The organism is Paraburkholderia sp. BR10936, from assembly GCF_040965735.1.
GTDB lineage: Bacteria > Pseudomonadota > Gammaproteobacteria > Burkholderiales > Burkholderiaceae > Paraburkholderia > Paraburkholderia nodosa_A.
This window is the reverse complement of record NZ_JBFRCM010000002.1, coordinates 188,891-214,582: the sequence shown is the minus strand read 5'-3', so window position 1 is coordinate 214,582 and position 25,692 is coordinate 188,891. Positions and strand designations below refer to the sequence as shown.

Here is a 25,692-nt window from a genome sequence, read left to right as displayed (position 1 = left end):
ATGACGTCGCGAAACAGTAGTGCTGGAGGAAGTGGAACGAGCGGCAAGGCAACCATCGCCCTGTGTCTGGCGATTGCGCTGCTCGAAGGGTTGGATCTGCAATCGGCGGGCGTAGCAGGGCCGCGCATGGCGAAAGAGTTTCATCTCGCCGTCGCGCAAATGGGCTGGGCGTTCAGCGCGGGCGCGATCGGCCTGCTGCCGGGCGCGGCGCTGGGCGGGCGGCTTGCCGATCGCTTTGGCCGCAAGCGCGTGCTCATGTGGTCGGTGGCGCTGTTCGGGCTTTTCTCGCTCGCCACGACCATGGTGTGGAATTTCGAGAGCCTGCTCGTCGCGCGTCTGCTCACGGGTCTCGGTCTCGGTGCGGCCATGCCGAACCTGATCGCGCTGTGCTCGGAGGCGGCGGGTGAGCAGCAGCGCAGCACGGCAGTGGGCGCGATGTACTGCGGCATGCCATTCGGCGCGGCGATTGCCGCCGTCATCGGCATGCTCGGCACGGGCGACGCAAGCTGGCGCCACGTGTTCTACGTTGGCGGTCTCGGCCCGATCGTGATGGTGCCGCTGCTTGGCCTGTTCCTGCGCGAGTCGCAGCAGTTCGTCGCCGCGCAGGCTTCGAAGGTCGTGCAGGAAGGCGCGCCGAGCGTGTCCCAAGCGCTCTGGCAAGAAGGCCGCGCGCGTACCACCATCGCGCTGTGGATCAGCTACCTCGGCACCTTGATCGTGCTGTACTTCCTGATGAACTGGCTGCCCTCGATGGTGCTCGCACGCGGCCTCACGCGCGTGCAGTCGAATCTCGTGCTGATGCTGTTCAACATCGGCGGCGGCATCGGCGCCGTTGCGATCGCAACGATCATGGATCGCTTCGGCCGCCGCGGCACGGTGATCGGCATGTACATGGGCATCGTGGTGGCGCTCACGGTGCTCGCAAGCGCGGGCGGCGCAAGCTCGACGGCCGTAGGCGGCCTGCTGTGCGGCTTCTTTATCGTGGGCGGCCAGTCGGTGCTGTACGCACTCGCGGGCCATGCGTACCCCACTGAAGTGCGCGGCACGGGTGTGGGCGCGGCAGTGGCCGTGGGGCGTCTGGGGTCGATTCTCGGGCCGCTCGTGGCGGGTCAGCTGTTTGCACTCGGCCAGAGCCCGTCGATGCTGGTGGGCTCGAGCATTCCGCTCGTCCTGATCGCGGCGCTTGCCGCGCTCAGCGTGGTGGGTGCTTTCAGGCAGCGCAGCGCGTTGGGCGCACAGGGCGCATGAATGTGAAGGGGAGAAGGCATGCGCCTTCTTCCGCATGGGTTAATACGTTTTAAAGGATGGTCATCATGACGGATACGGCACAAGCAATCACCGAAGCCTCGACGAGCAAGTTCGCGCGCGTGAAGGACGGCGAGGTCGAGTTCCAGATTCACTACAACGACGCAGGCGCTGGCGCCGAAACCGTCGTGATGCTGCACGGCTCGGGTCCGGGCGCGAGCGGCTGGGCCAACTTCAACCGCAACGTCGAACCGCTCGTCGCGGCCGGCTACCGCGTGATCCTGATGGACTGCCCGGGCTGGAGCAAGAGCGACCCGATCGTCTGCACGAGCTCGCGCTCGGACCTGAACGGCCGCGTGCTCAAGGGCCTGCTCGATGTGCTCGACATCGAACGCGTGCATATTCTCGGCAATTCGATGGGCGGCCATAGCGCCGTTGCGTTCGCACTGGCGAACCCGCAACGCGTGGGCAAGCTCGTGCTGATGGGCGGCGGCACCGGCGGCCCGAGCAGCTTCATGCCGATGCCCACCGAAGGCATCAAGCTGCTGCAAGGTCTCTATCGCGATCCGACGATCGAGAACCTCAAGCGCATGATGAACGTGTTCGTGTACGACGCGAGCGCGCTCACCGACGAGCTGATGCAAACGCGCCTCGACAACATGCTCGCGCGCCGCGACCACCTGGAAAACTTCGTAAAGAGCCTCGCGGCCTTCCCGAAGCAGTTCAGTGACTACGGCCCGCGCCTTGGCGAAATCGCCGCGCCCACGCTCGTCATCTGGGGCCGCGACGACCGCTTCGTGCCGATGGACATCGGCTTGCGCCTGCTGGCGGGCATGCAGAACGCGCAACTGCACGTGTTCAATCGGTGCGGCCACTGGGCGCAATGGGAGCACGCGGAAGCCTTTAACCGCATGGTGATCGATTTCCTGAAGCACTAAGTCACAAAAGCCCTCACGGTAACGAAGCGGCACACCTCGCGGTGGGCCGCTTTTTTATTGGCGCGCGCACATTGCGTTTCGAACCGGCTTTTGTGTGACGAAAGCGTGAGCCGATGCGCCATCAACCGTGTCATGTAAAGACAAACCCGCATTAGCGTAAAACGAACCGATTCGCCATTGACAAATTAAACCTGCCCCACCTATGATCGGCGTCACTGCCTGGAAATTCGCGAACCACGTGTCCGGGCGAGCCGCGCAAGGCGCGCAAGACGCCGCGCATCGACGGTCTGCCCGGGCCCGCCCAGGTGAACCGGAGTCATGTTTGGAGACAGGCAGATGCCCCAATCGATTGCCCCGGACCGGCGGTCCGAAGCCGCGCGCGCGTACGCTACGTCCGCGCAGCATTCCTCGCAGCAAGAAGACGCGCTCTATCGCAAGGTCTCCGCGCGCGTCATTCCGTTCCTGTTCGTTTGCTACGTCGTCTCGTTCCTCGACCGCATCAACATCGGCTTCGCGCAGTTGCAGATGAAGCATGACCTGGGGTTCAGCGACGCGATGTACGGCCTCGGCGCCGCCGTGTTCTACGTGGGCTACGTGCTGTGCGAAGTGCCGAGCAACATGCTGCTTGCGCGCTTCGGCGCGCGTCGCACGTTCATGCGCATCATGCTGCTGTGGGGCATTGCCTCCACCAGCATGATGTTCGTGTCGAGCCCCGCGCAGTTCTATGCGCTGCGCTTTTTGCTGGGGGTATTCGAGGCGGGCTTCTTTCCCGGCATCGTGCTCTATCTCACGTACTGGTATCCGGCGCGGCGCCGCGCGGCCGTGTTCTCGATCTTCTTCGCGGGCGTGGCGGTGGCGGGCGTGCTGGGCGGCCTCATCTCGGGCTGGATCATGCGCGACATGGCCGGCGTGGCGGGCCTTGCCGGCTGGCGCTGGATGTTCCTGATCGAAGGGCTGCCGGCCGTGCTGCTCGGCCTCATGGCTGCGTTCTGGCTCGTGGACGGGCCCGAGAAGGCGCGCTGGCTGACCGATGCGGAAAAGGCCCACCTCCTCGCGCAACGCGACGGCGAAGGCGATCACGCGCATTCCACGCGTTCGTTCGGGGCGGCGCTGCGCAACCCGCGCGTGTATCTGTTCGCGTTTATCTACTTCTCGCTGACCTGTGCGTCGCTCACGCTGAACTTCTGGATGCCGCTCATGATTCGCGACTTCGGGGTGCATGACGTGCTGGCGATCAGCCTCTACACCGTCATTCCGAATGCGGTGGGCGCGGTGGGCCTCATGGTGATCGCGCGCCGCTCGGACCGGCGTGGCGAACGGCGCTGGCACTTCGCGGCTTGCACGATAGGCGGCGGCATTGCCTTGGCGCTGCTCACGCTGCATCTCGCGAGCTTCGCGGCGATGATGGCGATTCTTTCGATCGCTGCGGTGCTGATCTTTGCCGCGTTGCCGATTTTCTGGGCGGTACCTTCGGCGTATCTCACGGGCAAGGCCGCCGCTGCGGGCATCGCGCTCATCAGCAGTATCGGCATTACGAGCGGCATCGTGAGCCCGTGGGCAATCGGGCTCATCAAGACGCATACGGGCAGCATGGATAACGCGCTGTATCTGCTCGCGGCGTTGCTGGTAGCGAGCGGCGCGGCGCTGGTCGCGGGCGTGCCGGCGGTGAAGGCCGGTCGCTGAACTCATACACTTGCGCGTTGAAAACGTCGGCGGTGCGCCCGGCCGAGCGTCCGCCCAGCAGCATCGGCACGCGTATGCAGCGGCCCCGATGCAACCTTGACGTCACGACTGCCCGGAAAGCTCCTCCAGCAGCCAGTCGCGAAACGCCACCAGCACGGGGTGGCGCTGAGCACGCTCCGGGTAGACGAGGTAATACGAGCGTGAGCTCGGCACCGCTTCGAATGGGCTGAAAAGCCGGTTTTCCTTCAATTCGTCTTCCACCAGCATGCGCGGTACGAGGCCTACGCCGATACCGGCCACGACTGCCTGGATCAAATGCGAGGTCAGTTCGAAACTCGGGCCCGGCCGCAGCGCGTCGTGAGGCAAACCGAAATGCGCGCACCATTCGCGCCATGCGTCGGGAAAGCTGCGCACGCGCAGCAGCGTGAGTCCTTCGAGGGTTTCGATGGTTGGCGCGGCGGCCCTGCGCCTCGGTTTTCGCGCGAGGGGCAACGCGGCAGGGTTGCCGACCAGCACCAGCTCTTCCGCATAGAGCCGGTGTGCCGTCACCCCTGGCCAGCGGCCGTCGCCCACCACGATGGCAGCGTCGAGGTCCTGGGTCGAAAAATCGGCGGCCTCGATGCGCGAGTCGAGGTCGATCTGCAGATCGGGGTGCGCCTGATAGAAGCGGTGCAGGCGCGGCAGCAGCCACTTGGCGCCGAATGTCGGCAGCGTCGCGACGCGCAGCTGCGTTTTTGGCGCGTTCGAGGTGAGCGCCTGCAGCGTCGCGCTGCGGATCAGCATGAGCGCGTGCGAGATCTCGGCCATATAGGCGCGGCCGATGTCCGTCGGGATGATGCGCTTGCCCTCTCGCGTGAAGAGTGCAAGATCGAGCATCGCTTCGAGCGCCTGAACCTGACGGCTCACGGCGCTTTGCGTGAGCGACAGCTCCTCGGCGGCACGCGTGAAGCTCTCATGCCGCGCGGATGCCTCGAACGCGAGCAGCAGCGACATGGACGGCGTGAGCTTGCGGAAATTCATTCATAAACCTCATGATCAACCCAACGAATATACGTTTGCCCGGTGCCGGGGCGGGGCGCGACAATCCCTGCCAGAAAGGGAATAGTGCGCCTAAGGCGAGACTTCGAGAACGATATGACAATTGCCCCGCTTCCCATCGGCGAATTCAACCATCCGCTGATCCATCGATTTTTGCATGAATTGGAGAGGTCGGGTTTCGAAGGCGAGGTGGATGCGACTCACGCGACGCGCACGGTGCTGGCCACGGACAATTCGATCTATCAGCGTTATCCGCAAGCGGCGGTGTTTCCGCGCCACGCGGATGACGTCGCACGCCTCGCGAGCCTGCTCGGACGCGAGGCGTTTCGCGGCGTGGCGGTTGCGGCGCGCGGCGGCGGCACGGGCACGAACGGGCAGTCGCTGACCGAAGGCATCGTGGTCGATATGTCGCGCCATATGAACCGGATCCTCGACATCGATCCGGTTGCGCGCACGGCCAGAGTGGAAGCGGGTGTCGTCAAGGATCAGCTCAATGCCGAACTGAAACGGCACGGACTCTTTTTCGCGCCGGAACTGTCGACGTCGAACCGCGCGACCATCGGCGGCATGATCAGCACGGACGCGAGCGGGCAGGGCAGCTGCACCTATGGGAAAACGCGCGACCACGTGCTCGCGCTGGAAACGGTCCTGGTCGGCGGTGAGCGCCTGTCGAGCGCGCCGGTCGATGAGGCCACGCTCGTGGCGCTCTGTGCGCGCAAAGACAAGGTCGGCGAAGTGTTCCGCACCGCGCGAGACATCAGCGAGCGCGAAGCTGACCTGATACGCGAGCGCTTTCCCAAGCTGAACCGCTGCCTGACGGGTTACGACCTCGCCCATTTGCGTGACGGCGAAGAGCGCTTCGACATCAATAGCGTGCTGTGCGGCTCGGAGGGCACGCTCGGCTTTATCGTCGAGGCGACGCTGAACGTGCTGCCGGTTCCGACGCACGCCGCGCTCGTCAATATCCGCTACGAGAGTTTCATGGACGCCCTGCGCGACGCACGCGCGTTGATGGCCCATCGTCCGCTCTCGATCGAAACCGTGGACTCCACGGTGCTGCGGCTGGCGCGCGAAGATAGCGTCTGGCAAAGCGTGGCCGAATTCTTCCCCGACGACGAAGGCGTCGAAGGCGGGGCGAGCGGTATCAACATGGTCGAATTCAGCGGCGACGATGTGGACGAATTGCGCGCGCGCGTGGCCGCGTTCGCCGAGCACCTGGGCGCCGACGCGAGCGTCAAGCGCCTGGGACATACGATCGCCGAGGGCGAGGCGGCGATCCAGCGCGTCTATACGATGCGCAAGCGTGCGGTGGGCCTGCTGGGCAACGCCCGCGGCGCGAGCCGCCCGCAGCCCTTCGTGGAAGACACGGCCGTGCCGCCCGAAAATCTCGCCGACTACATTGCGGAGTTTCGGGCACTGCTAGACGGTTTTGGTTTGCGTTACGGCATGTTCGGCCACGTCGATGCCGGCGTGCTCCATGTGCGCCCTGCACTCGACATGCGCAATCCCGACGAGGTCGCACTCGTGCGCCCCATTTCGGATGCGGTGACCGCCTTGACGATGAAGTATGGCGGCCTGCTGTGGGGCGAGCATGGCAAGGGCGTGCGCTCGGAGTACGTGCCGGAGTATTTCGGGCCTTTGTATCCTGCTCTGCAGCGTCTCAAGGCGGCATTCGATACGCACAATCAGCTCAATCCCGGCAAGATCGCCACGCCGGCGGGGGCGAGTGCGGCGCTGTTGAAGATCGACGCGACGACGCTGCGCGGCGAACTGGACCGGCGCATAGACGAGCGCGTCTGGCAGGCCAATGCCGACGCCGTTCACTGCAACGGTAACGGCGCCTGCTACAACTTCGACCCGAACGACGCCATGTGTCCGTCGTGGAAAGCCACACGCGAGCGCGTGCATTCGCCGAAGGGCCGGGCTTCGCTGATGCGTGAATGGCTGCGTCGGCAACAGGATGCCGGAGCGGATCTCACGGCTGTGCCAACCGCGGCGGCGTTGCCGGTGCGCATGATCAATAGCCTGCGCAAACGCAAGGGCGAGCAAGACTTCTCGCATGAGGTGTATGACGCCATGGCGGGTTGCCTCTCGTGCAAGTCATGCGCGGGGCAGTGCCCTGTGAAAGTGAGCGTGCCCGAGTTCCGCGCCCGCTTTCTGGAGCTGTATCACACGCGCTATTTGCGGCCGCTGCGCGACTATTTGATCGGCGCGCTCGAATTCACGGTGCCGCGCGTAGCGGCGGTGCCTGGAGCGAGACCCGTCTACAACGCGGTGATGGGCGCGGGTCCCGTCAAGTCGTTGCTTGCGCGCTGTCTTGGCCTTGTCGATAGCCCGTTGTTGAGCCCGGTGTCATGGCGTGCCGCTCTGCGCGGCTCGGGAGCGGAGATCGCAACGCCCGAACGCCTCTCGCAGCTCGCCGTTGCCGAGCGCCAGCGCAGCGTGATCGTGGTGCAGGACGCGTTCACGCGCTACTTTGAAACGCCGGTCGCCGCCGCGTTTTTGGAACTCGCCGCGCGGCTCGGGTTCAAGGTCTTCGTCGCGCCTTATCTGCCGAACGGCAAGCCGCTGCACGTGCAGGGGTTTCTGCCGCAGTTTCGCCGGGCAGCGCAGCGCAATGCGGCGCAACTGACCGCGCTTGCCAGATCGGGTGTGCCGCTGGTGGGCATCGATCCGGCGATGACGCTCGTGTACCGCCAGGAGTACCGCAAGGTGGAAGGCATCGAAACTGTGCCCGACGTTCAGTTGCCGCAGGAATGGCTGATCGGCGCATTGCGCTCGTGCGCCACAACGCCGCGAGTGTCCGGCTCGTTCAGACTGCTGCCGCATTGCACTGAGCGCACCAACGCGAGCGCCGCTACGCTCCAGTGGAAAGACGTCTTCGCGGCGGCCGGCCTCGCGCTCGCGACGCCGGCCAGCGGCTGCTGCGGCATGTCGGGCACGTACGGCCACGAGGTGCGCAATCGCGCGACCTCGGAAACGATCTTCGAGCAATCGTGGGCGCGACATGTCGATGCGGCATTGACGTCGGCGCAGGGGGCGCAAGAGCTGCTCGCCACGGGTTATTCGTGCCGCTGCCAGGTGAAGCGCCTGCGCGGGCGCCAGCTGCGCCACCCCATTCAGGCGCTGCTGGACGCCCTTCGCTGACCCGGGTCAGTAGTTCCAACGGTCCCGGTCGTGCCATTCGCGTTCGCGCCACTGCCGCTCGCGCCATTCATGCTCACGCCGTTCGTGCTCGCGCCATTCGTGTTCCCGCCAACGCCGCGCGCGCCAGTCGTCGTCGCCCCGCCAGTCGGTCTGGACGGGAGCCGCCGCATAGGCCGCGCCTGGCACGCCAACGCCCACGGCCACATCCACCTGGGCCAATGCAGCGGTAGAAGCCGCCAACGCCGTTGCGCCCAGGACCAGGCCGAGAATCGTCCTCTTCATATCGCCACTCCTTCGCACGCTGCGTGCGTTTTTTGATGAGCACGGTTCCGAGTCTAGGCGCCCCCCTCTGACACAGGTGCAACGGCGCTGCGAGATTGGTAACAACGAGTTAAGCACTTGCCGCGTTGTCGCGGAGCAAAGCACATTGCTCAGTACAACGAGGAAATTCGCGTGATGGAGCATGCGGGACTCCGACCCTGGCGTGAGATGGCGCGGGCGCTTGTCATAGGCGGAATCCGGGTACACTCGAAGGCGAATCGCGGTGCGGGTTCTGCCTGTGTCGCGCTCACTCTCCTGCCATTTTTTTGTGCCCGATGCCAAAACGAATCTTGCTGGTCGATGACAACCGCGACGTCGCAGATGCGCTCGCGGCGCTCGTCGAGTTCGAAGGTCATCAAGCCCGATGCGCCGCCGATGGACAAGAGGCCCTGCTCGTTGCCGGGTCGTTCCTTCCCGAGCTCGCTCTCGTGGACTGGAAGCTTCCCGACATGAGCGGCGGCGAACTGGTGGGGCAGCTTCGGCTCAACCCCGCTCTGTCACATACCCGGTACGTTCTGCTATCGGGACACGTCGACCCGGATATCACGGCCAGGGCGGCGGCAGCCGGTTTCGAAAAATGTCTGACGAAACCGGTGCGGCTCGAAGACTTGCTGGCCTGCCTGTGACGCCGCTCTGACCGACTGCCGCTTTGGCGCCGGCTACCCTTTGTGGCGGTCCAGGCTCCCGTCGGGAGCCGGAACAATAATTGCGCGCAGCGTCTGACTCGTGCGCAGCCTCGAATTTCCACGAGCCTCGCAGTTCCGATCTCCACCAGCGTCTCCTGGGAGCCGAGTCGCGTCATGAACAAGGAAGTTCCACCGCCAATCGCGCGCCCCTCGAACCGCTGGCCGGGCGAAATGGCCGAGCGCATCGCCGCATTCGACTGGAGCGACACGGCGCTCGGCCCTCGCGAAACGTGGTCGGCGAGCCTCGTCGCCGCGATCAATATGCTCCTCGCCTCGCCTTCTCCGCTCGTCATGCTTTGGGGACACGAAGGCACGATGGTCTATAACGACGCCTACGCGGTTTTCGCGGGCAGCCGGCATCCGTTCCTGCTCGGCAAACCGGTCGAAACCGGCTGGCCGGAGGTGGCGGCGTTCAACCGCAATGTCGTCGATACGTGCCTCGCCGGCGGAACGCTGGCCTTCCAGGACAAGCAACTCGTGCTGTATCGCGAGGGGCACGCCGAAGACGTCTGGATGGACCTGAGCTACAGCCCGGTTTTCGAAGATGACGAACGGCCGGCCGGCGTCATTGCGATCGTGTTCGAAACGACCGCGAAAATCCTGGCGGAGAGGCAGCGCAAGGTGGCCGAAGACGCGCTGCTGCAACTGACCCAGACACTCGAGCAGCGCGTCGCCGAGGAAGTGGGGGCGCGCGTGGCAATGGAGGAACGGCTGCGTCAGGCGCAAAAGCTGGAAGCGATCGGCAGTCTCACGGGCGGCGTGGCGCACGACTTCAACAACGTCCTGCAGGTCATCTCCGCCAATCTGCAGCTCATCGAGCTTTCGACGCGCGGCAACGCCGCGCTCGAGCGGCGCGTGGCGGCGGTCAGCAACGCTGTGTCGCGCGGCGCGAAACTCGCCGCGCAACTGCTGGCCTTTGCACGCAGACAACCGCTCGCGCCGGCCGTTCTGAATCCCGTCCGGCTGGTCGAAGGCATCGCCGAGATGCTTCACCGTACGTTGCCGGAGACGATCGAACTCGCCATCGTGCCTGCGCAGGAAAGCTGGAATATCTGCGCCGACCGAAGCCAGCTGGAAAGTGCGCTGTTGAATCTGGTCATCAACTCGCGCGATGCGATCGACGGACCCGGACGCATCTGCGTTTGTCTCGCAAACATCGATGCGGGCAACGACGAACTGGCGCTGCGCGATGGCGTCCCGGCGGGCGAATATGTACGCCTGCAAGTCTCCGACTCGGGAAGCGGTATGCCCGATCACGTGAAAGCGCGCGTGTTCGAGCCGTTCTTCACCACGAAGGCCGAGGGCCAGGGAACGGGACTGGGCTTGAGCATGGTGCACGGATTCGTGGCGCAGAGTTCCGGCCACGTCTTCATCGAAAGCGAAGAAGGCCAGGGCACGACCGTCAACCTCTATTTCCCGCGAAGCGAGGAAGCGGAATACGACGCTTACAAGCCGACCGTTGCGAGACAGGAGCGAGGCGGCGAGACGATTCTCGTCGTCGAAGACGATGCCGACGTTCGCATTGCCGCGATCGAAATGCTGGCCCAGCTCGGCTACAAGGTGGTCTCCGCGCAAGACGGCGAAAGCGCGCTCAAGCTGATCCAGAGCGGCCAGCGCTTCGACCTGCTGTTCACGGATGTCGTGACGCCGGGCACGGTGCGAAGCAGCGAATTAGCTCGTATCGCGAGCGGGCCGCCGTATTACGCCGAAGTCCTGTTTGCCTCCGGCTATACGCGCGACGTGATTTTCCACGACGGCAAGCTCGACGAAGGTGTCGCGCTCATCAGCAAGCCCTATCGATACGACGAGCTTGCCGTTGCGGTACGCAATGCGCTGAACAAGACCGATTGACCCATGGTCAGGGCTTCAGCCCGATCTGCACGCGTCCGAGCGGCGTCAGGTCTGCCACCGTCGCACGCCCGACGAAATCGACTTCGAAGTGATCCGTCGGGAAATCCGGCGGGCTCTTGCCTTCGAGGAAGTTCGGTAGCTGCCGCGCGAGATACGCGTCGTTCTTGGCGCAGGACGGCGCCGAAGCGATGTACATCACGTTGCTGTAGCCCTTGCCGCGGTGCGCGTCCTCCACGGCATGAATCACGTCGCTATGCCAGAACACGGTGTCGCCCGGTTGCATCAAGGGAATCGAAGAAAGCGCGTGGAAAAGCGGCGCATGATACTCCGGCTTGATCGAGAGCGCCCGGCCCGGCATCGCGCCGCACAGGTCGTCGTCGGGGATGTCGTCCTGCAGGGCGCGCAGCAGGATGTAGACCATCGCGTTCGCGATGGGCACGAGTTGCAGCGTGCCGTCGCCGGGCCCCTGCTGCGTGAGCGCCGTCCAGCCCTGAAACGTACGGAACATCGAACAAACAGCGGGTGACGGAATCTCCTCGACCGCGGTGCGCCACGCCGCATCGAACGCGTCATAGTCGCGCCAGTTTCCGGTGAACACGTGGCGGTAGACCTTGCGGAAGTTCGCTTCGATCCAGCGCTCGACTGAGCCGCCGTCGCAGTGCGCGGAAAGTCCCAGCGACCCGGAGCCGGGCGGCCGGCGGCGCAGCCGGTCTGCATAAACCGGCACGTGATCCGGGTCGAAATGCACGCGGCCTTCGCTCTCGGTACGCCACAGCCGGTTCAGGAACACGCGCGCCTGCGTGAGTTCCGGCGACTGGCGCGCCAGCACTTGCGGCTTCGACCAGTAGACGCCGTAGATCTGCGGCTTGCTCGAGGCCAACTGGCCGAAGTATTTGTCTTCGGCGCGATGCAGCAGCTTGCGGTCGAGATCGTTGCGCTCGACGTAGTCGGCAATGTCGTTGTCCCACCGCTCCACGAGCGAGCGGTCGAAGACCTTGCGGATGACGCACGCGCCGCGCGCCTTCACGTGCGCGATCTGCTCCGCGCTCACGCGGTTGCCGACGATGTCCGCGAACGCGATTTCGGGGATGACGGGCTCACCCCGGTCGCGAAGCTGGGCGATGCGATGCGCCTCTTCGTGCATGGCCGATTCGACCTCGGCGAACACGGCCTGATAGTTGGGCAGCATTTCCCGCAATTCCTGCTTGGCCTTGCGGATAGCCGCGGGCAGGTCGTCGATATGCAAAGCCATGTCGTTGTCTCCATCCTGGTGATTTCGAATGATGCGAGCGTACGCCGGCGCAGCTTTGGCCGGTGATATTATCAAGTCAATGTTTTTGTAGATTCGGCCATGAAAGCAGCGTACGAGCACGTCGACTTTGGTAGCCGCTGTTCGGTGCGGGTTTACCACCGGCGCTTGCCGCGCATTCCGTTCGAGTGGCATCACCACCCGGAATACGAACTCACGCTGACGATGAACAGCCAGGGCAAGCGCTATATCGGCGACTCGGTCACCGTTTATGGCGCCGACGATCTCGTCCTGGTCCCGCCGGACATGCCGCACACCTGGTCGTCCAATCGCTCGATCGACCCGGCGGACTCGCAGGTTGCCATCGTCATCTGGTTCGAAGGCGGCTGGGTTCAGCGCCTCGCCGACGTTTGCCCGGAATACGCGAACCTGCGCAACCTGCTGCGCCGCGCGGCCTGCGGACTGGTCTTCGAAGAAGGCGCCGGCGCGCAGATGCGCGGCTATCTGGACCGTCTTTTGTCTGCGGACCCGCGCGGGCGTCTGGCTGCCGTGCTGGAGATCCTCGTCTGGCTGACCGACGTGCCTGCCACCCAGCTGGCGACGCCCAGCGCGTTCGAAGGCCGCGTTGGCGCGTCGTCGGGCTACGAGCCCGAGCAGCTGAACCGGGTGCTTGCGCTGATCGAAACGCAGTTCGCGCAACCCTTGCGGCTGTCGACGCTCGCCAAAGCCGCGGGTCTTTCCGAACGCACGCTGACGAGGCATTTCGTGCAGCACACGGGCGAAAGCGTGGGGCAGTACATCGCGCGGGTGCGAATCGGCCATGCCTGCCGGTTGTTGACCGACACGCAGATGCCCATCTCGGTGATCGCCACCCGCTCGGGGTTTCCCAACGCCGCGAATTTCAACCGGCAGTTCAAGGCCACGAAAGCGTTGACGCCCGTGGCCTATCGACAGCAATTCAAGGGCGCAAAGCTCGACGACGATCATGCTGCGCCGGCGCTGACCGAGCGCTCGCCTTCTCTCGAGCCTGCGCGGCGGATGGCGGGCGGCAAGCCCCGGTTGCGCCGGGCCTGAGGTCCCGAACGCGCGCTTGAGCGATCGCCAACGGACCCAGGCTAACCGTAAGCCAGTCGCAATGACTCGCTATGCCGGCTCGCGTCAGCGATTTCCCTGGAGTGCTGTCATTAGCGTCTGGAATGTGGTGATATAGCGAAAAATCGCACGGTCGGACAGAAAATTCACGCTCGATAAGCAATGCCCAAACAAAGGAGACAGTCCATGAGGATGTTGCGCTCGTTGCTGGTTGGTGCGGTGGTATCGTCGGCGTTGTTAGCGGGGGCCGCGCAAGCGCAAACGGTCAAGATTGCCTTCATCGATCCGCTGTCAGGCTTGATGGCGTCGCTCGGAACGAATCAGCTGCATAGCTGGCAATACACGGCCGAATACGCCAACGAGCACAACTGGGCAAACGGCACGAAGTTCGAGGTGGTCGGATTCGACAACAAGCTCTCGCCGCAGGAGAGCCTGACCCTGCTGAACCAGGCCGCCGACCAGGGCATCCGCTATATCGTGCAGGGCAACGGCTCGTCGGTGGGCCTCGCGCTGGAGGATGCGGTCGCCAAGTACAACTCGCGCAATCCGGGCAAGGAAATCGTCTACCTGAACTACGCGGCGGTGGACCCGGCCATGACCAACGCGAAGTGCGACTATTGGCACTTCCGCTTCGACGCCAACGCCGACATGAAGATGGATGCGCTCACCACGTTCCTCGCGCGCGACAAGGACATCAAGAAGGTCTACCTCATCGATCAGGACTACTCGTTTGGCCACGACGTCTCGCGCGTGGCGCGCGAGGACCTGAAGAGCAAGCGCCCCGATATCGTGATCGTCGGCGACGATTTTCATCCGCTCGCGCGCGTGAAGGACTTCTCGCCTTACGCCACCAAGATCAAGGCGTCCGGCGCCGACACGGTGATCACGGGCAACTGGGGCAGCGACCTCGCATTGCTCGTGAAGGCGAGCAAGGACGCGGGCGTGACGGCCAACTTCTATACCTACTACGCGGGCACGACCGGCGTGCCGACCGCCATGGGCGCGTCCGGCGCCGACCACGTGAAGTACGTGGGCGTGTTCGGCCCGAACACGGCGAACAATCCGCCGGTGGTTGGGCAGATCATCGAGGGCTACAAGAAGAAGTACAACGACGACTACTACCTGGCCACGGCCTATGCCGGCATCGAAATGCTGAGCAAGGCGATCAACGCGACGAAGTCGACCGATCCCGTCAAGGTGGCCAAGGCCATGGAGGGCATGACGGTCGACGGCATGAACGGTCCGGTCGCGATGCGCGCCGCCGATCACCAGGCGCAGCAATCGCTCGTGATCGCGACATGGACCAAGGCGGACGGCAAAACGGTAAAGTACGACCAGGAGAACACCGGCTATGGCTGGCGCACCGACGTCCAGCTTGGGCCGACCGCGGCAACGCAGCCGACCACTTGCCAGATGAAGCGCCCGGGCTGAACGTGCTCTCGCTACGACACTTCACAAGGATCATCGGGCAGTGGAATTCCTGACCATCTCTCTGTTGAACGGCATCGGCTACGGGCTGCTGCTGTTCATGCTTTCCTCGGGCCTCACCTTGATCTTCAGCATGATGGGCGTGCTCAATTTCGCGCACGCCAGCTTTTACATGCTCGGGGCCTACTTCGCCTACACCATTGCCAGCAAGATCGGTTTCTGGCCCGCGCTCGTGGCGGCGCCGGTGCTCGTGGCGTGTGTCGGCGCGCTCGTCGAGCGTTTCGGCTTGCGCACCGTGCACAAGTTCGGGCACGTGGCGGAATTGCTGTTCACCTTCGGCCTGTCGTATCTGATCGTGGAGGGCGTCAAGCTGGTCTGGGGGCTGGCCGCGGTGCCGTACGCCATTCCGCCCGAACTGAACGGGGCGCTGTTCAAGGTGTACACGTCGGAGTTTCCGAAGTATCGCGCCTTCATGATGCTCATCTCGATCGCCATGCTCGTGGCGCTGTATCTGGTACTGACGCGCACGCGCATCGGCCTCGTCATTCAGGCGTCGCTCACGCACCCGGAAATGGTCGAGGCGCTCGGGCACAACGTGCAGCGCGTTTTCATGCTCGTGTTCGGCGGCGGCGCCGCGCTGGCGGGCCTCGCCGGCGTGATCGGCGGCAACGCGTTCGTCACGTCGCCTTCGATGGCCGAGTCGGTCGGCACCATCGTATTCGTGATCGCCGTGGTGGGTGGCATGGGCTCGCTGCCGGGCGCGTTCATCGCCTCGCTGCTGATCGGCATCATGCAGACCTTCGCCGTCACGATCGATGCCTCGCTCTCCGATCTGTTCTCACTCGTCGGCGTGACGGTCACGGACAGCACGACGCTCTCGTCGCTGTTGCGCATGCCGGTCTCGCAGGTCGCGCCGATTCTGCCTTATCTGCTCATGGTGCTCATGATGATCCTGCGACCGCGCGGGTTGCTCGGCAAGCGGGAGGGCTGACCGATGAAACCGCTCATTCAGGCCAGCGCCGGTTCGGCCATGCAACGCCACGGATGGCTGCAGTCCGCGCATTCGCTGCGCTGGATCATCTGGGGCGCCACGGTGCTCATCATGCTGGTGCTGCCGCTCGTGTTTTCCAGCGGCTTCGCGATCGCGCTCCTTTCGCAGATGGGCATCATGATCATCTTCGCGCTCTCGTACAACATGCTGCTCGGGCAGACCGGCATGCTCTCGTTCGGGCACGCGGTGTACTCCGGGCTCGGCGCATTCGTGGCGGCGCATGTGCTCAACCAGATCGGCGCGAACCATTTCCCGTTGCCCGTTTCGATGTTGCCGCTGGTCGGCGGACTCGGCGGCATGCTGTTCGGCGTGCTGTTCGGCTACGTGACCACGCGCAAGTCGGGCACCACCTTCGCGATGATCACGCTCGGTATCGGCGAAATGGTGGCGGCGAGTTCGCTCATGTTTCCCGGCTTTTTCGGCGGCGAAGGCGGGGTGCCGACCAATCGCACGGTTGGCCATGCGGTGCTCGGCATCACGTACGGCCCGGCGATCCAGGTGTACTACCTGATCGCGGTGTGGTGTCTCGTGTCGATGATCGCCATGTACGCATGGACGCAGACCCCGCTCGGCCGCATCGCCAACGCCGTGCGCGACAATCCCGAGCGTGCGGAATTCGTCGGCTACAACACGCAGCGCGTACGTTTTTTCGTGATGGTCCTCTCGGCGTTCTTCGCGGGCATTGCGGGCGGCCTCTCGGTGATCGACTTCGAAATCGTGACGGCGGAGAATGTCGGCGCCGCACAGTCCGGCGGCGTGCTGCTCGCGACGTTCATCGGCGGCGGGGCGTTCTTCTTCGGGCCGATCATCGGTTCGATCCTGTTCGTGCTGTTCGCAGTCGCGTTATCCAATCTCACGCCGGCATGGTTGCTGTACCTCGGCCTTTTCTTCGTGCTGGTGGTCATGTACGTGCCGGGCGGCGTGTCGAGCCTGCTGATGAAGCAGGTCCCTCTCATTGCGGCTCGCAAGCTGCATCGCATGCTGCCGTCCTATGCGGCGGCGCTGGGCGCCGGGATGATTCTGCTTGCGGCGCTCGTGCTGACGGTCGAACTCGTCTACAAGGTGCAGATCGATAGCGACAACGGCACGGCCATGGCGTTCTTCGGCCTGAACTTCGATGCGGCTTCGTGGAAGCCCTGGGCCGTCGCCGCGGTGCTGTGGGCCGTGGGCGCACAGGCGGGACGCCTCGCGGGCGCGCGGGTGCGCGACGCGTGGGAGGGCGTGCAACGAGAAATCGCGGGGAGCAACGTATGACGGCCGCACTGGAATTGCGTGACGTGCGCAAGAATTTCGGGCGTACCGAGATCATTCGCGGCGTCGACCTGAGTATCGCGCAGGGCGAGCGTCATGCGCTGATCGGTCCCAACGGCGCGGGCAAGTCGACCACGTTCAACCTGATTTCGGGGCGCATGGCGCCGAGTTCAGGCACGGTCAAACTCAACGGCGTCGAGATCGGCGGGCTGCCGCCGTACAAGATCAACCGCATGGGGCTCTCGCGCAGCTTTCAGGTGACGAACATTTTTCATCGCCTTTCGGTGTTCGAGAATGTGCGCTGCTCCGTGTTGTGGTCGCTCGGCTACCGGTATTCGTTCTGGCATCGGCTCGAGCAATTGCGCGACGCGCGCGAGCGCGCCGAAGAAGTGCTCGAACTGATCGGCCTGCAGGGCCGCCACGACACGCTTGCCGGACTGCTGACCTACGCCGAGCAGCGCGCCCTCGAAATCGGCATCACGATCGCGGGCGGCGCCGAAGTCATCCTGCTCGACGAACCCACGGCGGGCATGAGCCGCTCGGAGTCGGATCATGCGGTGGAGCTGATTCGCCGGGTCACCGTCGGCAAGACGCTGGTGATGGTCGAGCACGACATGAGCGTCGTCTTCGGCCTCGCCGACCGCATCTCGGTGCTCGTGTACGGCGAGGTGATCGCCACGGACACGCCACAAGCCATCCGTAACAACCGCCGCGTGAAGGAAGCCTATCTGGGCACCACGCTGGACGAACCCGCAGGTGCACATTGATGGCGACCGCGAATTCCATGCTTCAGGTGCGCGACCTGCATGCCTACTACGGCAAGAGCCATATCCTGCAGGGCGTCGAGATGCAGGTGGGCGAGGGCGAGATCGTCGCCTTGCTCGGCCGCAACGGCGTGGGCCGCTCGACGCTCGCCAAAGCCATCATGGGGCTCGTGCGGTGCGAGGGGCAGATTCTGCTGCGCGGCGAGGAAGTGCGCGGACTGCGCACCTTCGAGGTTGCGCACCGGGGCATCGGCTACGTGCCGGAGAACCGCGATATCTTCCCGACGCTCACCGTGCGCCAGAACCTGATGCTCGGCGAAAAGCGCAGCCGTTCGCGCCAGAAGCCGCGCTGGCAGTTCGACGACATGTACCGGATGTTCCCGCGCCTGAAGGAGCGCGAGGACACGCCAGCGGGCCTGCTGTCCGGCGGCGAGCAGCAGATGCTGACGCTGTGCCGCACGCTCATGGGCGACCCCGACCTCATCATCATCGACGAGCCGACCGAAGGGCTCGCGCCCCTCGTCGTCGCGCAGGTGGGCGAGTACCTGAAGACGCTGAAGGCGCGCGGCATTTCGGTGCTGCTCGTCGAGCAGAAGCAGGCCATCGCGCTCGATATCTCGCAGCGCGTGTACGTCATGGGGCACGGCCAGATCGTGTTCGAGGGGACGCCGCAGCAGTTGAAGGCCGATGTGCGCGTTCGCCAGGAATGGCTCGAAGTGTAGGGCGCGCTTCGAGCGTTCGGTCTGCGGAAGACATTGCGCTTAGCGTGCGGGCAAGTTACCCGGTGAGTAGTTGGGCTGCTGGCCGTTGGCTCCAAAAAGATCTTCGGGTTGACCGTTCATCCGCTGCCGTATGTTGTCGTTGACGACCATGCCTGCCGGGAATGCCCGCGGTCCCACTCCGGCGGCCAGCCAGGCACGGTCCTCTACCCATTCGCGGTGTCGCGGCCCCAAGGGGTTGGACTGCACGGCAACGGGCGGATGAAGGGCGAACTTCAATCCCACGTCAGTGTGCTGCAACCTGTCGACGATCCAGACTAGCGGGCCGTCGGAGAGGCCGTGATCGGGGTAGCCGCCGCCGACATCGCAATGACCGCCGGGAAAGAGCGCTTGCGTCACGTTCGGGTTGGGATTCCACAAGGTCGGTTCGAACGGTCTGCGTTGCTCGTCGAGCGAAACCGCGTGCACGCCGAGGCCAATGTCCGGGTTCAACGTCAGATCGCAGAACCGGAACAGATCGATGGCGGAACCCTCGTAGTAGATGGGAATGCCGAGCGAACCGACCGTATCCCAAACCGCCACGGCGGTGACTTTTGCGTTCACGAACGAGTTGGCGTCCAAAGGCTTCGGGTTGGAGAAGGCGCGATGGATCGTCAAGAACTCCGTCACGCCGTCTGCGATCTTCTGGAACGTCGTTTCGTGGCCGTGTCTCCATCGATACCACGCTGCCACCGCGGTGTCGTAACGTTTCTGATCGTCGATCGCGGCGAGATCCGGCCGAAGCAGACCCTGTCCCGCAATCAGTCCCGCAAGGGCTCGCGCAGTGTACGCGCCGCGGCTGAATCCGACGATCACGATGCCGTCGCCGGGCTCGAAATTGCGCGAAATATACGTATAGCCGCGCGCGATTCGAGCGACGACGCCGACCCCGAATGCGCCGCCAGCGACTTTATCGAGCAGTTGCTGGGAATTTCCGACGCCGTGAATGTATTTCGCGATCTGTACGGGTGTGCCGTTGGCGTCTGCAAGCGCCTTTTCCATCTCGAGGCCACCCCAGTTGCTTCCTTCGGGCATCAGGTTTCCATCGAGCCACGCGAAAAGCTTGCATACGTTGGTCAGTCCCGGCTGGCACCCTGCCGCGGCGTCAGGCGCGGCACCGTCGCCTTTTCCTGCCGGATCTTCGGGGCCGTTCCACGTGCCGTCTGCGCAAAAGACTATCGTTTTGGACATCGCCGGCTCCTCACAGGCAATTCAGTCGCTATCCACGGAACATTTGTTCGCTATCCTGATTATTGTCCGGTGCGTTAACTCAGCCGATGCGGCATGGCGTGCGATGCGCGTGCCGAACATCAGGTCTACAAATATAGCTTCTGCGTTCCGGATTGCGAGGTCAGGAATGTACGAAGGCGCACGTACGACAGGGGCGGCAGTGCTGAAGTGGGCCGCAGGGGCCCCGGCGGGTCAGCTGAACTGCTCTGAGGGCGCTTTCGCATGGGGGAAGCAAGCTTCCGCGCTTCGGGGGAGAATGCATGTCGACGCGCCCTCGCAGACGTGCGAAAGGCGGGAGCGCGGTTTTGGCGGCGAGCTTCGAAGGGCTGAGCAGCAGGCCTGTTCGAAGTCACTAGTCGGAAACGAATGCAGACGTTAGCAGATGTTCTGAACTGACCGACAGTCGCCGTACTCGGCGGCGGCACGAGTCCCCACAGAGTGCCTGGCGGCCGCCAGCGTAGCCGGCATTATCGCAATGCCATTCGCGGTAACCGGTAATCCGTGAGGCGCCGTTGACTGATCTCTCCCACTACGTCAGGACCTCGCCATCATGCAAGACGAATCGGAAGATGTTGTCGCTCGTCGCGACTTCATGAAGAAGGCCGTTGCGCTGGTCGGCGCAACATCCGCATTGGTCTCGCAAAGCGAGGCCGCAAATGCCCAAGGCGCCAATGCGCCGACCGCCGGGGGCCCGCAAGGGACGGGGACGGTTTATACCGGCGATGTGATCCAGGCAAAGAAGGTCATCAGCGCGCTCGACGTCGGCGACCTCGAGCGCGGCAAGACACACAAGTTCTACTTTCAGGGCGTGCAAATGCCGACGGGGCAGAACTGGTATGTGTCGGTGATCGTTGTCCACGGTGCGAAGCCGGGCAAGCGCGTCGCGCTGATCAGCGGGGTGCATGGCGATGAAATGAGCCCCGTGCATACCATCCACAGCGTGATAAGCCAGCTCGACCCCGCGCAGATGTCAGGCACCGTGCTGGCAGTGCTCGACGTATCGCGCCCCGCGCTCGAGGCCATGGAGCGCAGATGGCCCAATTCCGCACTTGGAATCGGCCTCATCGACATCAACCGCGAATGGCCGGGCAACGAGAATGGCGGCAGCGCGCCGAGCCGGCATGCGGGACTGCTGTTCAACCGGCTGTTGAGGCCGAACACCGACTACGCACTCGATTTTCATACGGCCACGACCGGCATGGATTTGACGTCCTTCAATCTGGCCAGAATGGAATTGCCGGAGGCGCGAGCCATGGCGGAGCTTTTTCCGATCAAGCAGATCTTCGACAACCCCGCCTATCCCACGCTGCTTGCCAATGCATTCATCAACGTGGGGATTCCCGCAATCACGCCCGAGATCGGTTCCGCGCGCGTTTTCGATTTCGACATGATTCCGTCGTTCGTCGAAGGCACGATGAACGTGCTCAAGCGCTACAACATCGTATCGGGTCCGATGGGGCGCACTGGGCGAGACGTCGGGACCTTCGTCGGCAACAGCGGCCACTCAGTCATGTCGACGCACGGTGGATTCGTCGAACTGCTGGTCAAAGTCAATGACAAGGTCAACGCGGGCCAGAAAGTGGCAATCCAGCGCAATACCTTTGGCGAAGTGGTCGCGGAGTATACGACCGAAGTCACGGGCGAGGTGACGGGACGACGAACCGACGCCACGGCAGAGCCCAGAATTCCGCTCGTGATGATTCTTTATCAGAGCGCGGCAAAGGAAATTCCGGAGGACTTTTCTGAATGAAATCGGGGCGGGCAGGGCGGCACGGGTTTGCCGCCCTTGTTTCAGAAGATATGGACACGCTGCAACTTGAGTTTCCGGAGAAAGAAATTCAAACAATCCCCGTCGCATAGTACACGGCGATGACGAAGAAGACGGCCAGCGTCTTGATCACCGTCACCGCAAAAATGTCCCGATACGACTCGCGGTGCGTGAGCCCCGTAACCGCGAGCAGCGTGATGACCGCGCCATTGTGCGGCAGCGTGTCCATGCCGCCGCTGGCCATGGCCACCACGCGGTGCAGCACTTCCATCGGAATATGCGCTGCCTGTGCGTTTTTGATGAAGAGATCCGACATGGCCGCGAGCGCGATGCTCATGCCGCCCGATGCCGACCCCGTGATACCCGCGAGCGCGCTCACCGAAACGGCGGCGTTCACGAGCGGATTCGGAATGCTCTTGAGCGCATCGCTCACGACGATGAATCCGGGCAGCGCCGCAATCACACCGCCGAAGCCGTATTCCGAGGCGGTATTCATCGAAGCCAGCAGCGCCCCGGCCACGGCCGCCTTCGTGCCGTTCGCGAAGCGGTCTTTCACGCGGCCGAACGCCGTGACGATCACGAGCACGATACCCGCGAGCAACGCGCCCTGAACCGCCCAGATCGCCACGACCTGCTTGACGGTGGCCGTGACCGGCGTATGAATGCCGGGCAGCACTTCGGGCGGCACGGTCACGGTGTCGCCGTACCAGACGGGAATCCAGTGCGTGAGCAGGAAGTTCGCCACGCCCACCAGCACGAGCGGCGCGACGGCGAGCAGCGGGTTGGGCAGGTGTTCGGTCTTGACGTGTTCCGGTTCGTTCAGGAGCGAGGTGCCGTAGCCTTCGCCTTTCGACATCGCGCTGCGGCGGCGCCATTCGAGGTACGAGAGGCCCACCACGACGATGAAGAGCGAACCGGTCACGCCGAGCGCAGGCGCGGCCCACGCGGTGGTCTTGAAGAACGTCGTGGGAATGATGTTCTGGATCTGCGGCGTGCCGGGCAGCGAATCCATCGTGAACGAAAAGGCGCCGAGTGCGATGGCACCCGGCATGAGGCGCTTCGGAATATCGCTCTGGCGATAGAGTTCGGCGGCGAACGGGTAGACGGCGAACACCACTACGAAGAGCGAAACGCCGCCGTACGTGAGCAGCGCGCAGACGGCGACGATCACGGCGTTGGCGCGCGAGCGGCCGATATAGCGGATGGCGGCGTGCACGATTGCCTCGGAAAATCCCGATAGTTCGATCACCTTGCCAAATACCGCGCCGAGCAGGAACACAGGAAAGTAGAGCTTCACGAAGCCCACCATCTTTTCCATGAAGATGCCCGAAAAGACGGGTGCAACAGCGGCGGGTTCGGTGAGGAGGACCGCGGCGAGCGCGGCGATGGGCGCGAAGAGAATCACGCTGTAGCCGCGGTACGCGGCAAGCATGAGGAACGCGAGGGCGGCGAGAACGATAACAAACGACATGGAGTCTCCTGCGGATCGATCGCGTTGCGCGATTCAGCTTGCTGCGTGTGTGATGGCTTTCGCTGCGTCCTTTCGTGCGGCGAGGCCGTGGTGCGTCGCAGCGATTGTAACGAAAGGATTTATCTCGTTATTGCGAGCGTGGCCGCTCGGTCCTATCGTTGCGCAGAAGAGCGAGCCGCAGAGGTGCCAGTCGATGAGTGCAATCGGTAATGGCGGGCCAGGTGCGTGGCGCGTGCGGGCGGTGCAGACAGCGCGGCTTGCGGCGGCGCTTGTTTGCGTGGGCGTTTTCGCGGGCATCTGGGCGGGCATTTGGGCGGGCGCAGCGTTCGCACGATCGCAAGCCGGCGCTTCCGCGCCCGGCTCAAAGGCCGAGAACACGACGAACGCGCCGGATACCCAGCGCAAGAACTGGTACAACGACCCGTTCTTCGCGCTGTCGAACGCGATCAGCGCCTGTCCGCAGCCGCTCGGCCCGCTGATGACGAAAGCCGAAGCCGACGACGACGCCCACTATCGCGTGGAGCGCGGCACGACCTGCTGGCTCGCGCACAAGTGCTCGAAGCCGAACTCGTATCTTTACGATGCGGACATTGCAGCGGCGATTCGCCAGCAACTGCAAGGCGATGCCCTGTTTGCGGGCACGAGCATCTGGATCACGGTGCAGCGCCGTTTCGTCTACGCGGAGGGCTGCGCGGGCCCCGGCTTCGACAGTGCGGCGCTCGAGCGCCGGCTCGCCGCGATTCCCGACGTCGAGCAGGTCTTCGTACGCGTGAGTTCGGACCCGCAGGGCGCGCTGCCGTACAAGACGCTCTCGACCGCGCCCTGAGCGCTTGCACGCGGCGCTCGCGGCGATGCATCGCACATGGCTCGCGGCGTGGCACAATCGCAACGTCGAAAAACTAGAAGCCCGTTGGGGTGCTCCAAATGACTCGTCCTGGTTCGTCGTTGTTCCGTTTGCACAGATTGCCGTTCGCGGCGTGTGCGTTGACCTTGATCGCAGGGCTGGCTGCGTGCAGCAGCGGCCCGCCGCTGTTCCTGTCGGACGGCCGTCCGACGATCCAGGTGCAATGCCCGGCCTCGGGCGATCGCGATTCCTGCGCGCAGCAGGCGCGTGCCCGCTGCGCCGGCGCAGGCTACGACACCGTCGCGACCTCGACCGACAACGGCAACTACACGCTCGTGTTCGCCTGCCGCAAGGCCCAATAAGCCTCTCGCGCCCCGCTCAGCCCTCGGCGGCGGCGCTCGGTCCGCGCGCCGGCAGGTTCAGCAAAAGGCGCAGCAGGTCGGGCTGGCGGCGCGTCGCCGTCTTCTGAAAGATCGATTGCAATTGTTTGCGCACGGTGTCGTGCTTCACGCCGACGTGCGCGGCGATTTCCTTTTGCGTGAGACCTTCCGCAAGCAGCAGCGCAATACGGCATTCGGCCGGCGAGAGATCGAAGGCCGTCGCGAGTACCCGCTCGTCGACCAGCGGCGCGGAGCGCGGGTGATAGAAGGTCAGCGCCGCGAAAGCGCGCAATTCCGCGGCCGAGGCGTCGTCGGCCGTCACCACGTTGTAGAACGCGTAGAGCACCTCCTGCTGGCTCGCCGAGGCCTGCGCGCGGCCCCGCCCATCATGGGTTTGGCCGTGCGGGTCCGTTGCGGCCGCAGCATCGGGCGCATCCGGCGCGAGCGTGCCGTCGGCGGCCCCTACGATACGCAACGCGCGAAAGCGCGCCGCCGCAGCCCGCGCGCCGCTCATGCGGTTGCGCAGGCGCGCCTCGCTCACGGCGATGTCCTCGAGCAGGCGCGCGTGATAGGGCGCCGCGAGCGTGATGCGCCGACCGCGCACCCGCACGAGCGAGGTCGCCTTCAGGAGCCGCTGGGCGGCCTCGTTGCTATGGAGCACCTCGCCCAGCGCGCTCACGAGCATGGCTGGCGGACGTGAGCGGTTTGCAAGCGTGTCGGCGTTCAAGGCAAAGCGGCGCAGGTACAGGCGCACCGCGCGCACGAGGTGCGGCGTGAGCCGCTCGAGCAGTTCGCGGTGCTCGCCCGGGAGCGGCCCGGCCTGGGCGTCCACGCGGCACGCGAGCATAACGGCGAGCCCGTTCTGTTCGATCAGCTTGCACAGCGCCGCGTAGCGATGGCCTGCCTCGAGCGGGCAGAGCTCGAACCCGGCTGAGCAGTCGCCGTCCGCGCAGTCGAGCTCGATGCCGCAAATCAGCCACTTGCCCGGCGGGTAAGCGCGCAGCCATGCCAGGCGCGCATCGTCGCGGTACAGCGGCCGGATGCGCTCCAGCGGTTCCGCGCCGGTGAGTGCGAAACCGTCGCTCCAGGAAAATAGATCGCGCTGCCGGTCAAAGGCATACAGATGAACTGACGCCACTCCAGTCGCTTCGCGCAATTGCGCGCAAAAATCCTTCCAGGCGCAAGGATTATCGAGGGTGTCGTAAATAAGGTGCAGCAGGCGATCGTATTGTGATTCGTTTGTTTTCACGCCATTCTCGTTGTTCGTATTGTGAAAGACTGATGGCAGCAAAATGCGCTCCGCATAGCGTTCCACAATTGAGGAATATACAGGCGCAATAGCCCCCGTTAATCTGCCTTTCGATATGGATGCGGATACAACCGCGAGCGTGGACGAGCGGCCTCTGGAATTCCGTGCGGTATCCAACGGATAGCCGGTCGCGCTGGCTTTATTCTGGTCTGACAGTACGAACAAAAGCAGTCAATCCGCTGCGGCGT

At 64.2% G+C, this 25,692-nt stretch carries 21 protein-coding genes; 15 read left to right on the top strand and 6 right to left on the bottom strand.

The features are described from left to right. From mhpT to AB4Y36_RS04360, 3 genes are all read left to right on the top strand, one after another. Nucleotides 1-1,248: a 3-(3-hydroxy-phenyl)propionate transporter MhpT gene (gene mhpT, locus AB4Y36_RS04370; protein WP_368682400.1), complete on the top strand. Its 1,248-nt coding sequence runs from the start codon at nucleotides 1-3 to the stop codon at nucleotides 1,246-1,248. Nucleotides 1,249-1,313: 65 nt separating this feature from the next. Further along, complete coding sequence (locus tag AB4Y36_RS04365; RefSeq protein ID WP_368682399.1) at nucleotides 1,314-2,183, top strand: alpha/beta fold hydrolase; 870 nt, start codon at nucleotides 1,314-1,316, stop codon at nucleotides 2,181-2,183. Between the two features lie 336 nt (nucleotides 2,184-2,519). Continuing rightward, nucleotides 2,520-3,866: an MFS transporter gene (locus AB4Y36_RS04360; RefSeq protein WP_368682398.1), complete on the top strand. Its 1,347-nt coding sequence runs from the start codon at nucleotides 2,520-2,522 to the stop codon at nucleotides 3,864-3,866. Nucleotides 3,867-3,968: 102 nt separating this feature from the next. On the opposite strand, the gene AB4Y36_RS04355 is transcribed toward AB4Y36_RS04360, so the two are convergent. Beyond that, a complete protein-coding gene (locus AB4Y36_RS04355; RefSeq protein WP_368682397.1) occupies nucleotides 3,969-4,886 on the bottom strand; it encodes a LysR substrate-binding domain-containing protein in 918 nt (305 codons plus the stop codon). A gap of 114 nt (nucleotides 4,887-5,000) precedes the next feature. Here AB4Y36_RS04355 and AB4Y36_RS04350 point away from each other — a divergent pair, with 114 nt between their 5' ends. After that, complete coding sequence (locus AB4Y36_RS04350; RefSeq protein WP_368682396.1) at nucleotides 5,001-8,051, top strand: FAD-binding and (Fe-S)-binding domain-containing protein; 3,051 nt, start codon at nucleotides 5,001-5,003, stop codon at nucleotides 8,049-8,051. Between the two features lie 6 nt (nucleotides 8,052-8,057). On the opposite strand, the gene AB4Y36_RS04345 is transcribed toward AB4Y36_RS04350, so the two are convergent. Further along, entirely contained in the window at nucleotides 8,058-8,333 is a 276-nt protein-coding gene (locus tag AB4Y36_RS04345) for a hypothetical protein (RefSeq protein ID WP_368682395.1), read from the bottom strand. A 329-nt stretch (nucleotides 8,334-8,662) separates the two neighbouring features. Between AB4Y36_RS04345 and AB4Y36_RS04340 the strand changes: the two genes are divergently transcribed. Together AB4Y36_RS04340 and AB4Y36_RS04335 are read left to right on the top strand one after the other, a co-directional pair. Then, complete coding sequence (locus AB4Y36_RS04340; protein ID WP_069261462.1) at nucleotides 8,663-8,998, top strand: response regulator; 336 nt, start codon at nucleotides 8,663-8,665, stop codon at nucleotides 8,996-8,998. Between the two features lie 174 nt (nucleotides 8,999-9,172). Next, nucleotides 9,173-10,909 carry an ATP-binding protein gene (locus AB4Y36_RS04335; RefSeq protein ID WP_368682394.1) on the top strand — a complete coding sequence of 579 codons (1,737 nt, stop codon included), beginning with the start codon at nucleotides 9,173-9,175 and terminating at the stop codon, nucleotides 10,907-10,909. Nucleotides 10,910-10,916: 7 nt separating this feature from the next. On the opposite strand, the gene AB4Y36_RS04330 is transcribed toward AB4Y36_RS04335, so the two are convergent. Beyond that, nucleotides 10,917-12,161: a DUF1479 domain-containing protein gene (locus tag AB4Y36_RS04330; RefSeq protein WP_368682393.1), complete on the bottom strand. Its 1,245-nt coding sequence runs from the start codon at nucleotides 12,159-12,161 to the stop codon at nucleotides 10,917-10,919. A gap of 99 nt (nucleotides 12,162-12,260) precedes the next feature. On the opposite strand from AB4Y36_RS04330, the gene AB4Y36_RS04325 reads away from it, so the two are divergent. From AB4Y36_RS04325 to AB4Y36_RS04300, 6 genes are all read left to right on the top strand, one after another. Further along, complete coding sequence (locus AB4Y36_RS04325) at nucleotides 12,261-13,232, top strand: AraC family transcriptional regulator (protein WP_069261459.1); 972 nt, start codon at nucleotides 12,261-12,263, stop codon at nucleotides 13,230-13,232. 204 nt (nucleotides 13,233-13,436) lie between these two features. Continuing rightward, the gene (locus AB4Y36_RS04320; protein WP_342946916.1) at nucleotides 13,437-14,681 is read left to right on the top strand and encodes a branched-chain amino acid ABC transporter substrate-binding protein; all 1,245 of its coding nucleotides are present in this window, start codon (nucleotides 13,437-13,439) and stop codon (nucleotides 14,679-14,681) included. A gap of 40 nt (nucleotides 14,682-14,721) precedes the next feature. Then, the gene (locus AB4Y36_RS04315; protein ID WP_368682392.1) at nucleotides 14,722-15,669 is read left to right on the top strand and encodes a branched-chain amino acid ABC transporter permease; all 948 of its coding nucleotides are present in this window, start codon (nucleotides 14,722-14,724) and stop codon (nucleotides 15,667-15,669) included. 39 nt (nucleotides 15,670-15,708) lie between these two features. Continuing rightward, a complete protein-coding gene (locus AB4Y36_RS04310) occupies nucleotides 15,709-16,983 on the top strand; it encodes a branched-chain amino acid ABC transporter permease (protein WP_368682587.1) in 1,275 nt (424 codons plus the stop codon). Next, nucleotides 16,980-17,747: an ABC transporter ATP-binding protein gene (locus AB4Y36_RS04305; protein WP_368616514.1), complete on the top strand. Its 768-nt coding sequence runs from the start codon at nucleotides 16,980-16,982 to the stop codon at nucleotides 17,745-17,747. Before AB4Y36_RS04310 ends, AB4Y36_RS04305 begins: the two co-directional genes overlap by 4 nt. Further along, nucleotides 17,747-18,466: an ABC transporter ATP-binding protein gene (locus AB4Y36_RS04300; RefSeq protein ID WP_368682391.1), complete on the top strand. Its 720-nt coding sequence runs from the start codon at nucleotides 17,747-17,749 to the stop codon at nucleotides 18,464-18,466. The genes AB4Y36_RS04305 and AB4Y36_RS04300 overlap by 1 nt, the downstream gene beginning before the upstream one ends. A 39-nt stretch (nucleotides 18,467-18,505) precedes the next feature. Here AB4Y36_RS04300 and AB4Y36_RS04295 read toward each other — a convergent pair whose 3' ends face one another. Further along, nucleotides 18,506-19,693 carry a DUF2235 domain-containing protein gene (locus AB4Y36_RS04295; RefSeq protein ID WP_368682390.1) on the bottom strand — a complete coding sequence of 396 codons (1,188 nt, stop codon included), beginning with the start codon at nucleotides 19,691-19,693 and terminating at the stop codon, nucleotides 18,506-18,508. A 589-nt stretch (nucleotides 19,694-20,282) separates the two neighbouring features. Here AB4Y36_RS04295 and AB4Y36_RS04290 point away from each other — a divergent pair. Next, on the top strand, nucleotides 20,283-21,482 hold the full coding sequence (locus AB4Y36_RS04290; RefSeq protein ID WP_069261453.1) for a succinylglutamate desuccinylase/aspartoacylase family protein: 1,200 nt from the start codon (nucleotides 20,283-20,285) through the stop codon (nucleotides 21,480-21,482). 88 nt (nucleotides 21,483-21,570) lie between these two features. On the opposite strand, the gene AB4Y36_RS04285 is transcribed toward AB4Y36_RS04290, so the two are convergent. Beyond that, on the bottom strand, nucleotides 21,571-22,971 hold the full coding sequence (locus tag AB4Y36_RS04285; protein ID WP_368682389.1) for a GntP family permease: 1,401 nt from the start codon (nucleotides 22,969-22,971) through the stop codon (nucleotides 21,571-21,573). Between the two features lie 193 nt (nucleotides 22,972-23,164). On the opposite strand from AB4Y36_RS04285, the gene AB4Y36_RS04280 reads away from it, so the two are divergent. Both AB4Y36_RS04280 and AB4Y36_RS04275 read left to right on the top strand, forming a co-directional pair. Further along, nucleotides 23,165-23,797 carry a BON domain-containing protein gene (locus tag AB4Y36_RS04280; RefSeq protein WP_368682388.1) on the top strand — a complete coding sequence of 211 codons (633 nt, stop codon included), beginning with the start codon at nucleotides 23,165-23,167 and terminating at the stop codon, nucleotides 23,795-23,797. A 158-nt stretch (nucleotides 23,798-23,955) separates the two neighbouring features. Next, nucleotides 23,956-24,177, top strand: a complete 222-nt coding sequence (locus tag AB4Y36_RS04275; protein WP_368604959.1) for a hypothetical protein — start codon at nucleotides 23,956-23,958, stop codon at nucleotides 24,175-24,177. Between the two features lie 16 nt (nucleotides 24,178-24,193). On the opposite strand, the gene AB4Y36_RS04270 is transcribed toward AB4Y36_RS04275, so the two are convergent. Then, nucleotides 24,194-25,444, bottom strand: a complete 1,251-nt coding sequence (locus tag AB4Y36_RS04270; RefSeq protein WP_368682387.1) for a helix-turn-helix transcriptional regulator — start codon at nucleotides 25,442-25,444, stop codon at nucleotides 24,194-24,196. Nucleotides 25,445-25,692: the final 248 nt, after the last annotated feature.

Excerpts from the sequence above, each read along its gene's own strand:
- mhpT (WP_368682400.1), top strand. The coding sequence starts at position 1 with ATGACGTCGCGAAACAGTAGTGCTGGAGGAAGTGGAACGAGCGGCAAG.
- AB4Y36_RS04365 (WP_368682399.1), top strand. The coding sequence starts at position 1,314 with ATGACGGATACGGCACAAGCAATCACCGAAGCCTCGACGAGCAAGTTC.
- AB4Y36_RS04360 (WP_368682398.1), top strand. The coding sequence starts at position 2,520 with ATGCCCCAATCGATTGCCCCGGACCGGCGGTCCGAAGCCGCGCGCGCG.
- AB4Y36_RS04355 (WP_368682397.1), bottom strand. The coding sequence starts at position 4,886 with ATGAATTTCCGCAAGCTCACGCCGTCCATGTCGCTGCTGCTCGCGTTC.
- AB4Y36_RS04350 (WP_368682396.1), top strand. The coding sequence starts at position 5,001 with ATGACAATTGCCCCGCTTCCCATCGGCGAATTCAACCATCCGCTGATC.
- AB4Y36_RS04345 (WP_368682395.1), bottom strand. The coding sequence starts at position 8,333 with ATGAAGAGGACGATTCTCGGCCTGGTCCTGGGCGCAACGGCGTTGGCG.
- AB4Y36_RS04335 (WP_368682394.1), top strand. The coding sequence starts at position 9,173 with ATGAACAAGGAAGTTCCACCGCCAATCGCGCGCCCCTCGAACCGCTGG.
- AB4Y36_RS04330 (WP_368682393.1), bottom strand. The coding sequence starts at position 12,161 with ATGGCTTTGCATATCGACGACCTGCCCGCGGCTATCCGCAAGGCCAAG.
- AB4Y36_RS04325 (WP_069261459.1), top strand. The coding sequence starts at position 12,261 with ATGAAAGCAGCGTACGAGCACGTCGACTTTGGTAGCCGCTGTTCGGTG.
- AB4Y36_RS04320 (WP_342946916.1), top strand. The coding sequence starts at position 13,437 with ATGAGGATGTTGCGCTCGTTGCTGGTTGGTGCGGTGGTATCGTCGGCG.
- AB4Y36_RS04310 (WP_368682587.1), top strand. The coding sequence starts at position 15,709 with ATGCAACGCCACGGATGGCTGCAGTCCGCGCATTCGCTGCGCTGGATC.
- AB4Y36_RS04305 (WP_368616514.1), top strand. The coding sequence starts at position 16,980 with ATGACGGCCGCACTGGAATTGCGTGACGTGCGCAAGAATTTCGGGCGT.
- AB4Y36_RS04300 (WP_368682391.1), top strand. The coding sequence starts at position 17,747 with ATGGCGACCGCGAATTCCATGCTTCAGGTGCGCGACCTGCATGCCTAC.
- AB4Y36_RS04295 (WP_368682390.1), bottom strand. The coding sequence starts at position 19,693 with ATGTCCAAAACGATAGTCTTTTGCGCAGACGGCACGTGGAACGGCCCC.
- AB4Y36_RS04290 (WP_069261453.1), top strand. The coding sequence starts at position 20,283 with ATGCAAGACGAATCGGAAGATGTTGTCGCTCGTCGCGACTTCATGAAG.
- AB4Y36_RS04285 (WP_368682389.1), bottom strand. The coding sequence starts at position 22,971 with ATGTCGTTTGTTATCGTTCTCGCCGCCCTCGCGTTCCTCATGCTTGCC.
- AB4Y36_RS04280 (WP_368682388.1), top strand. The coding sequence starts at position 23,165 with ATGAGTGCAATCGGTAATGGCGGGCCAGGTGCGTGGCGCGTGCGGGCG.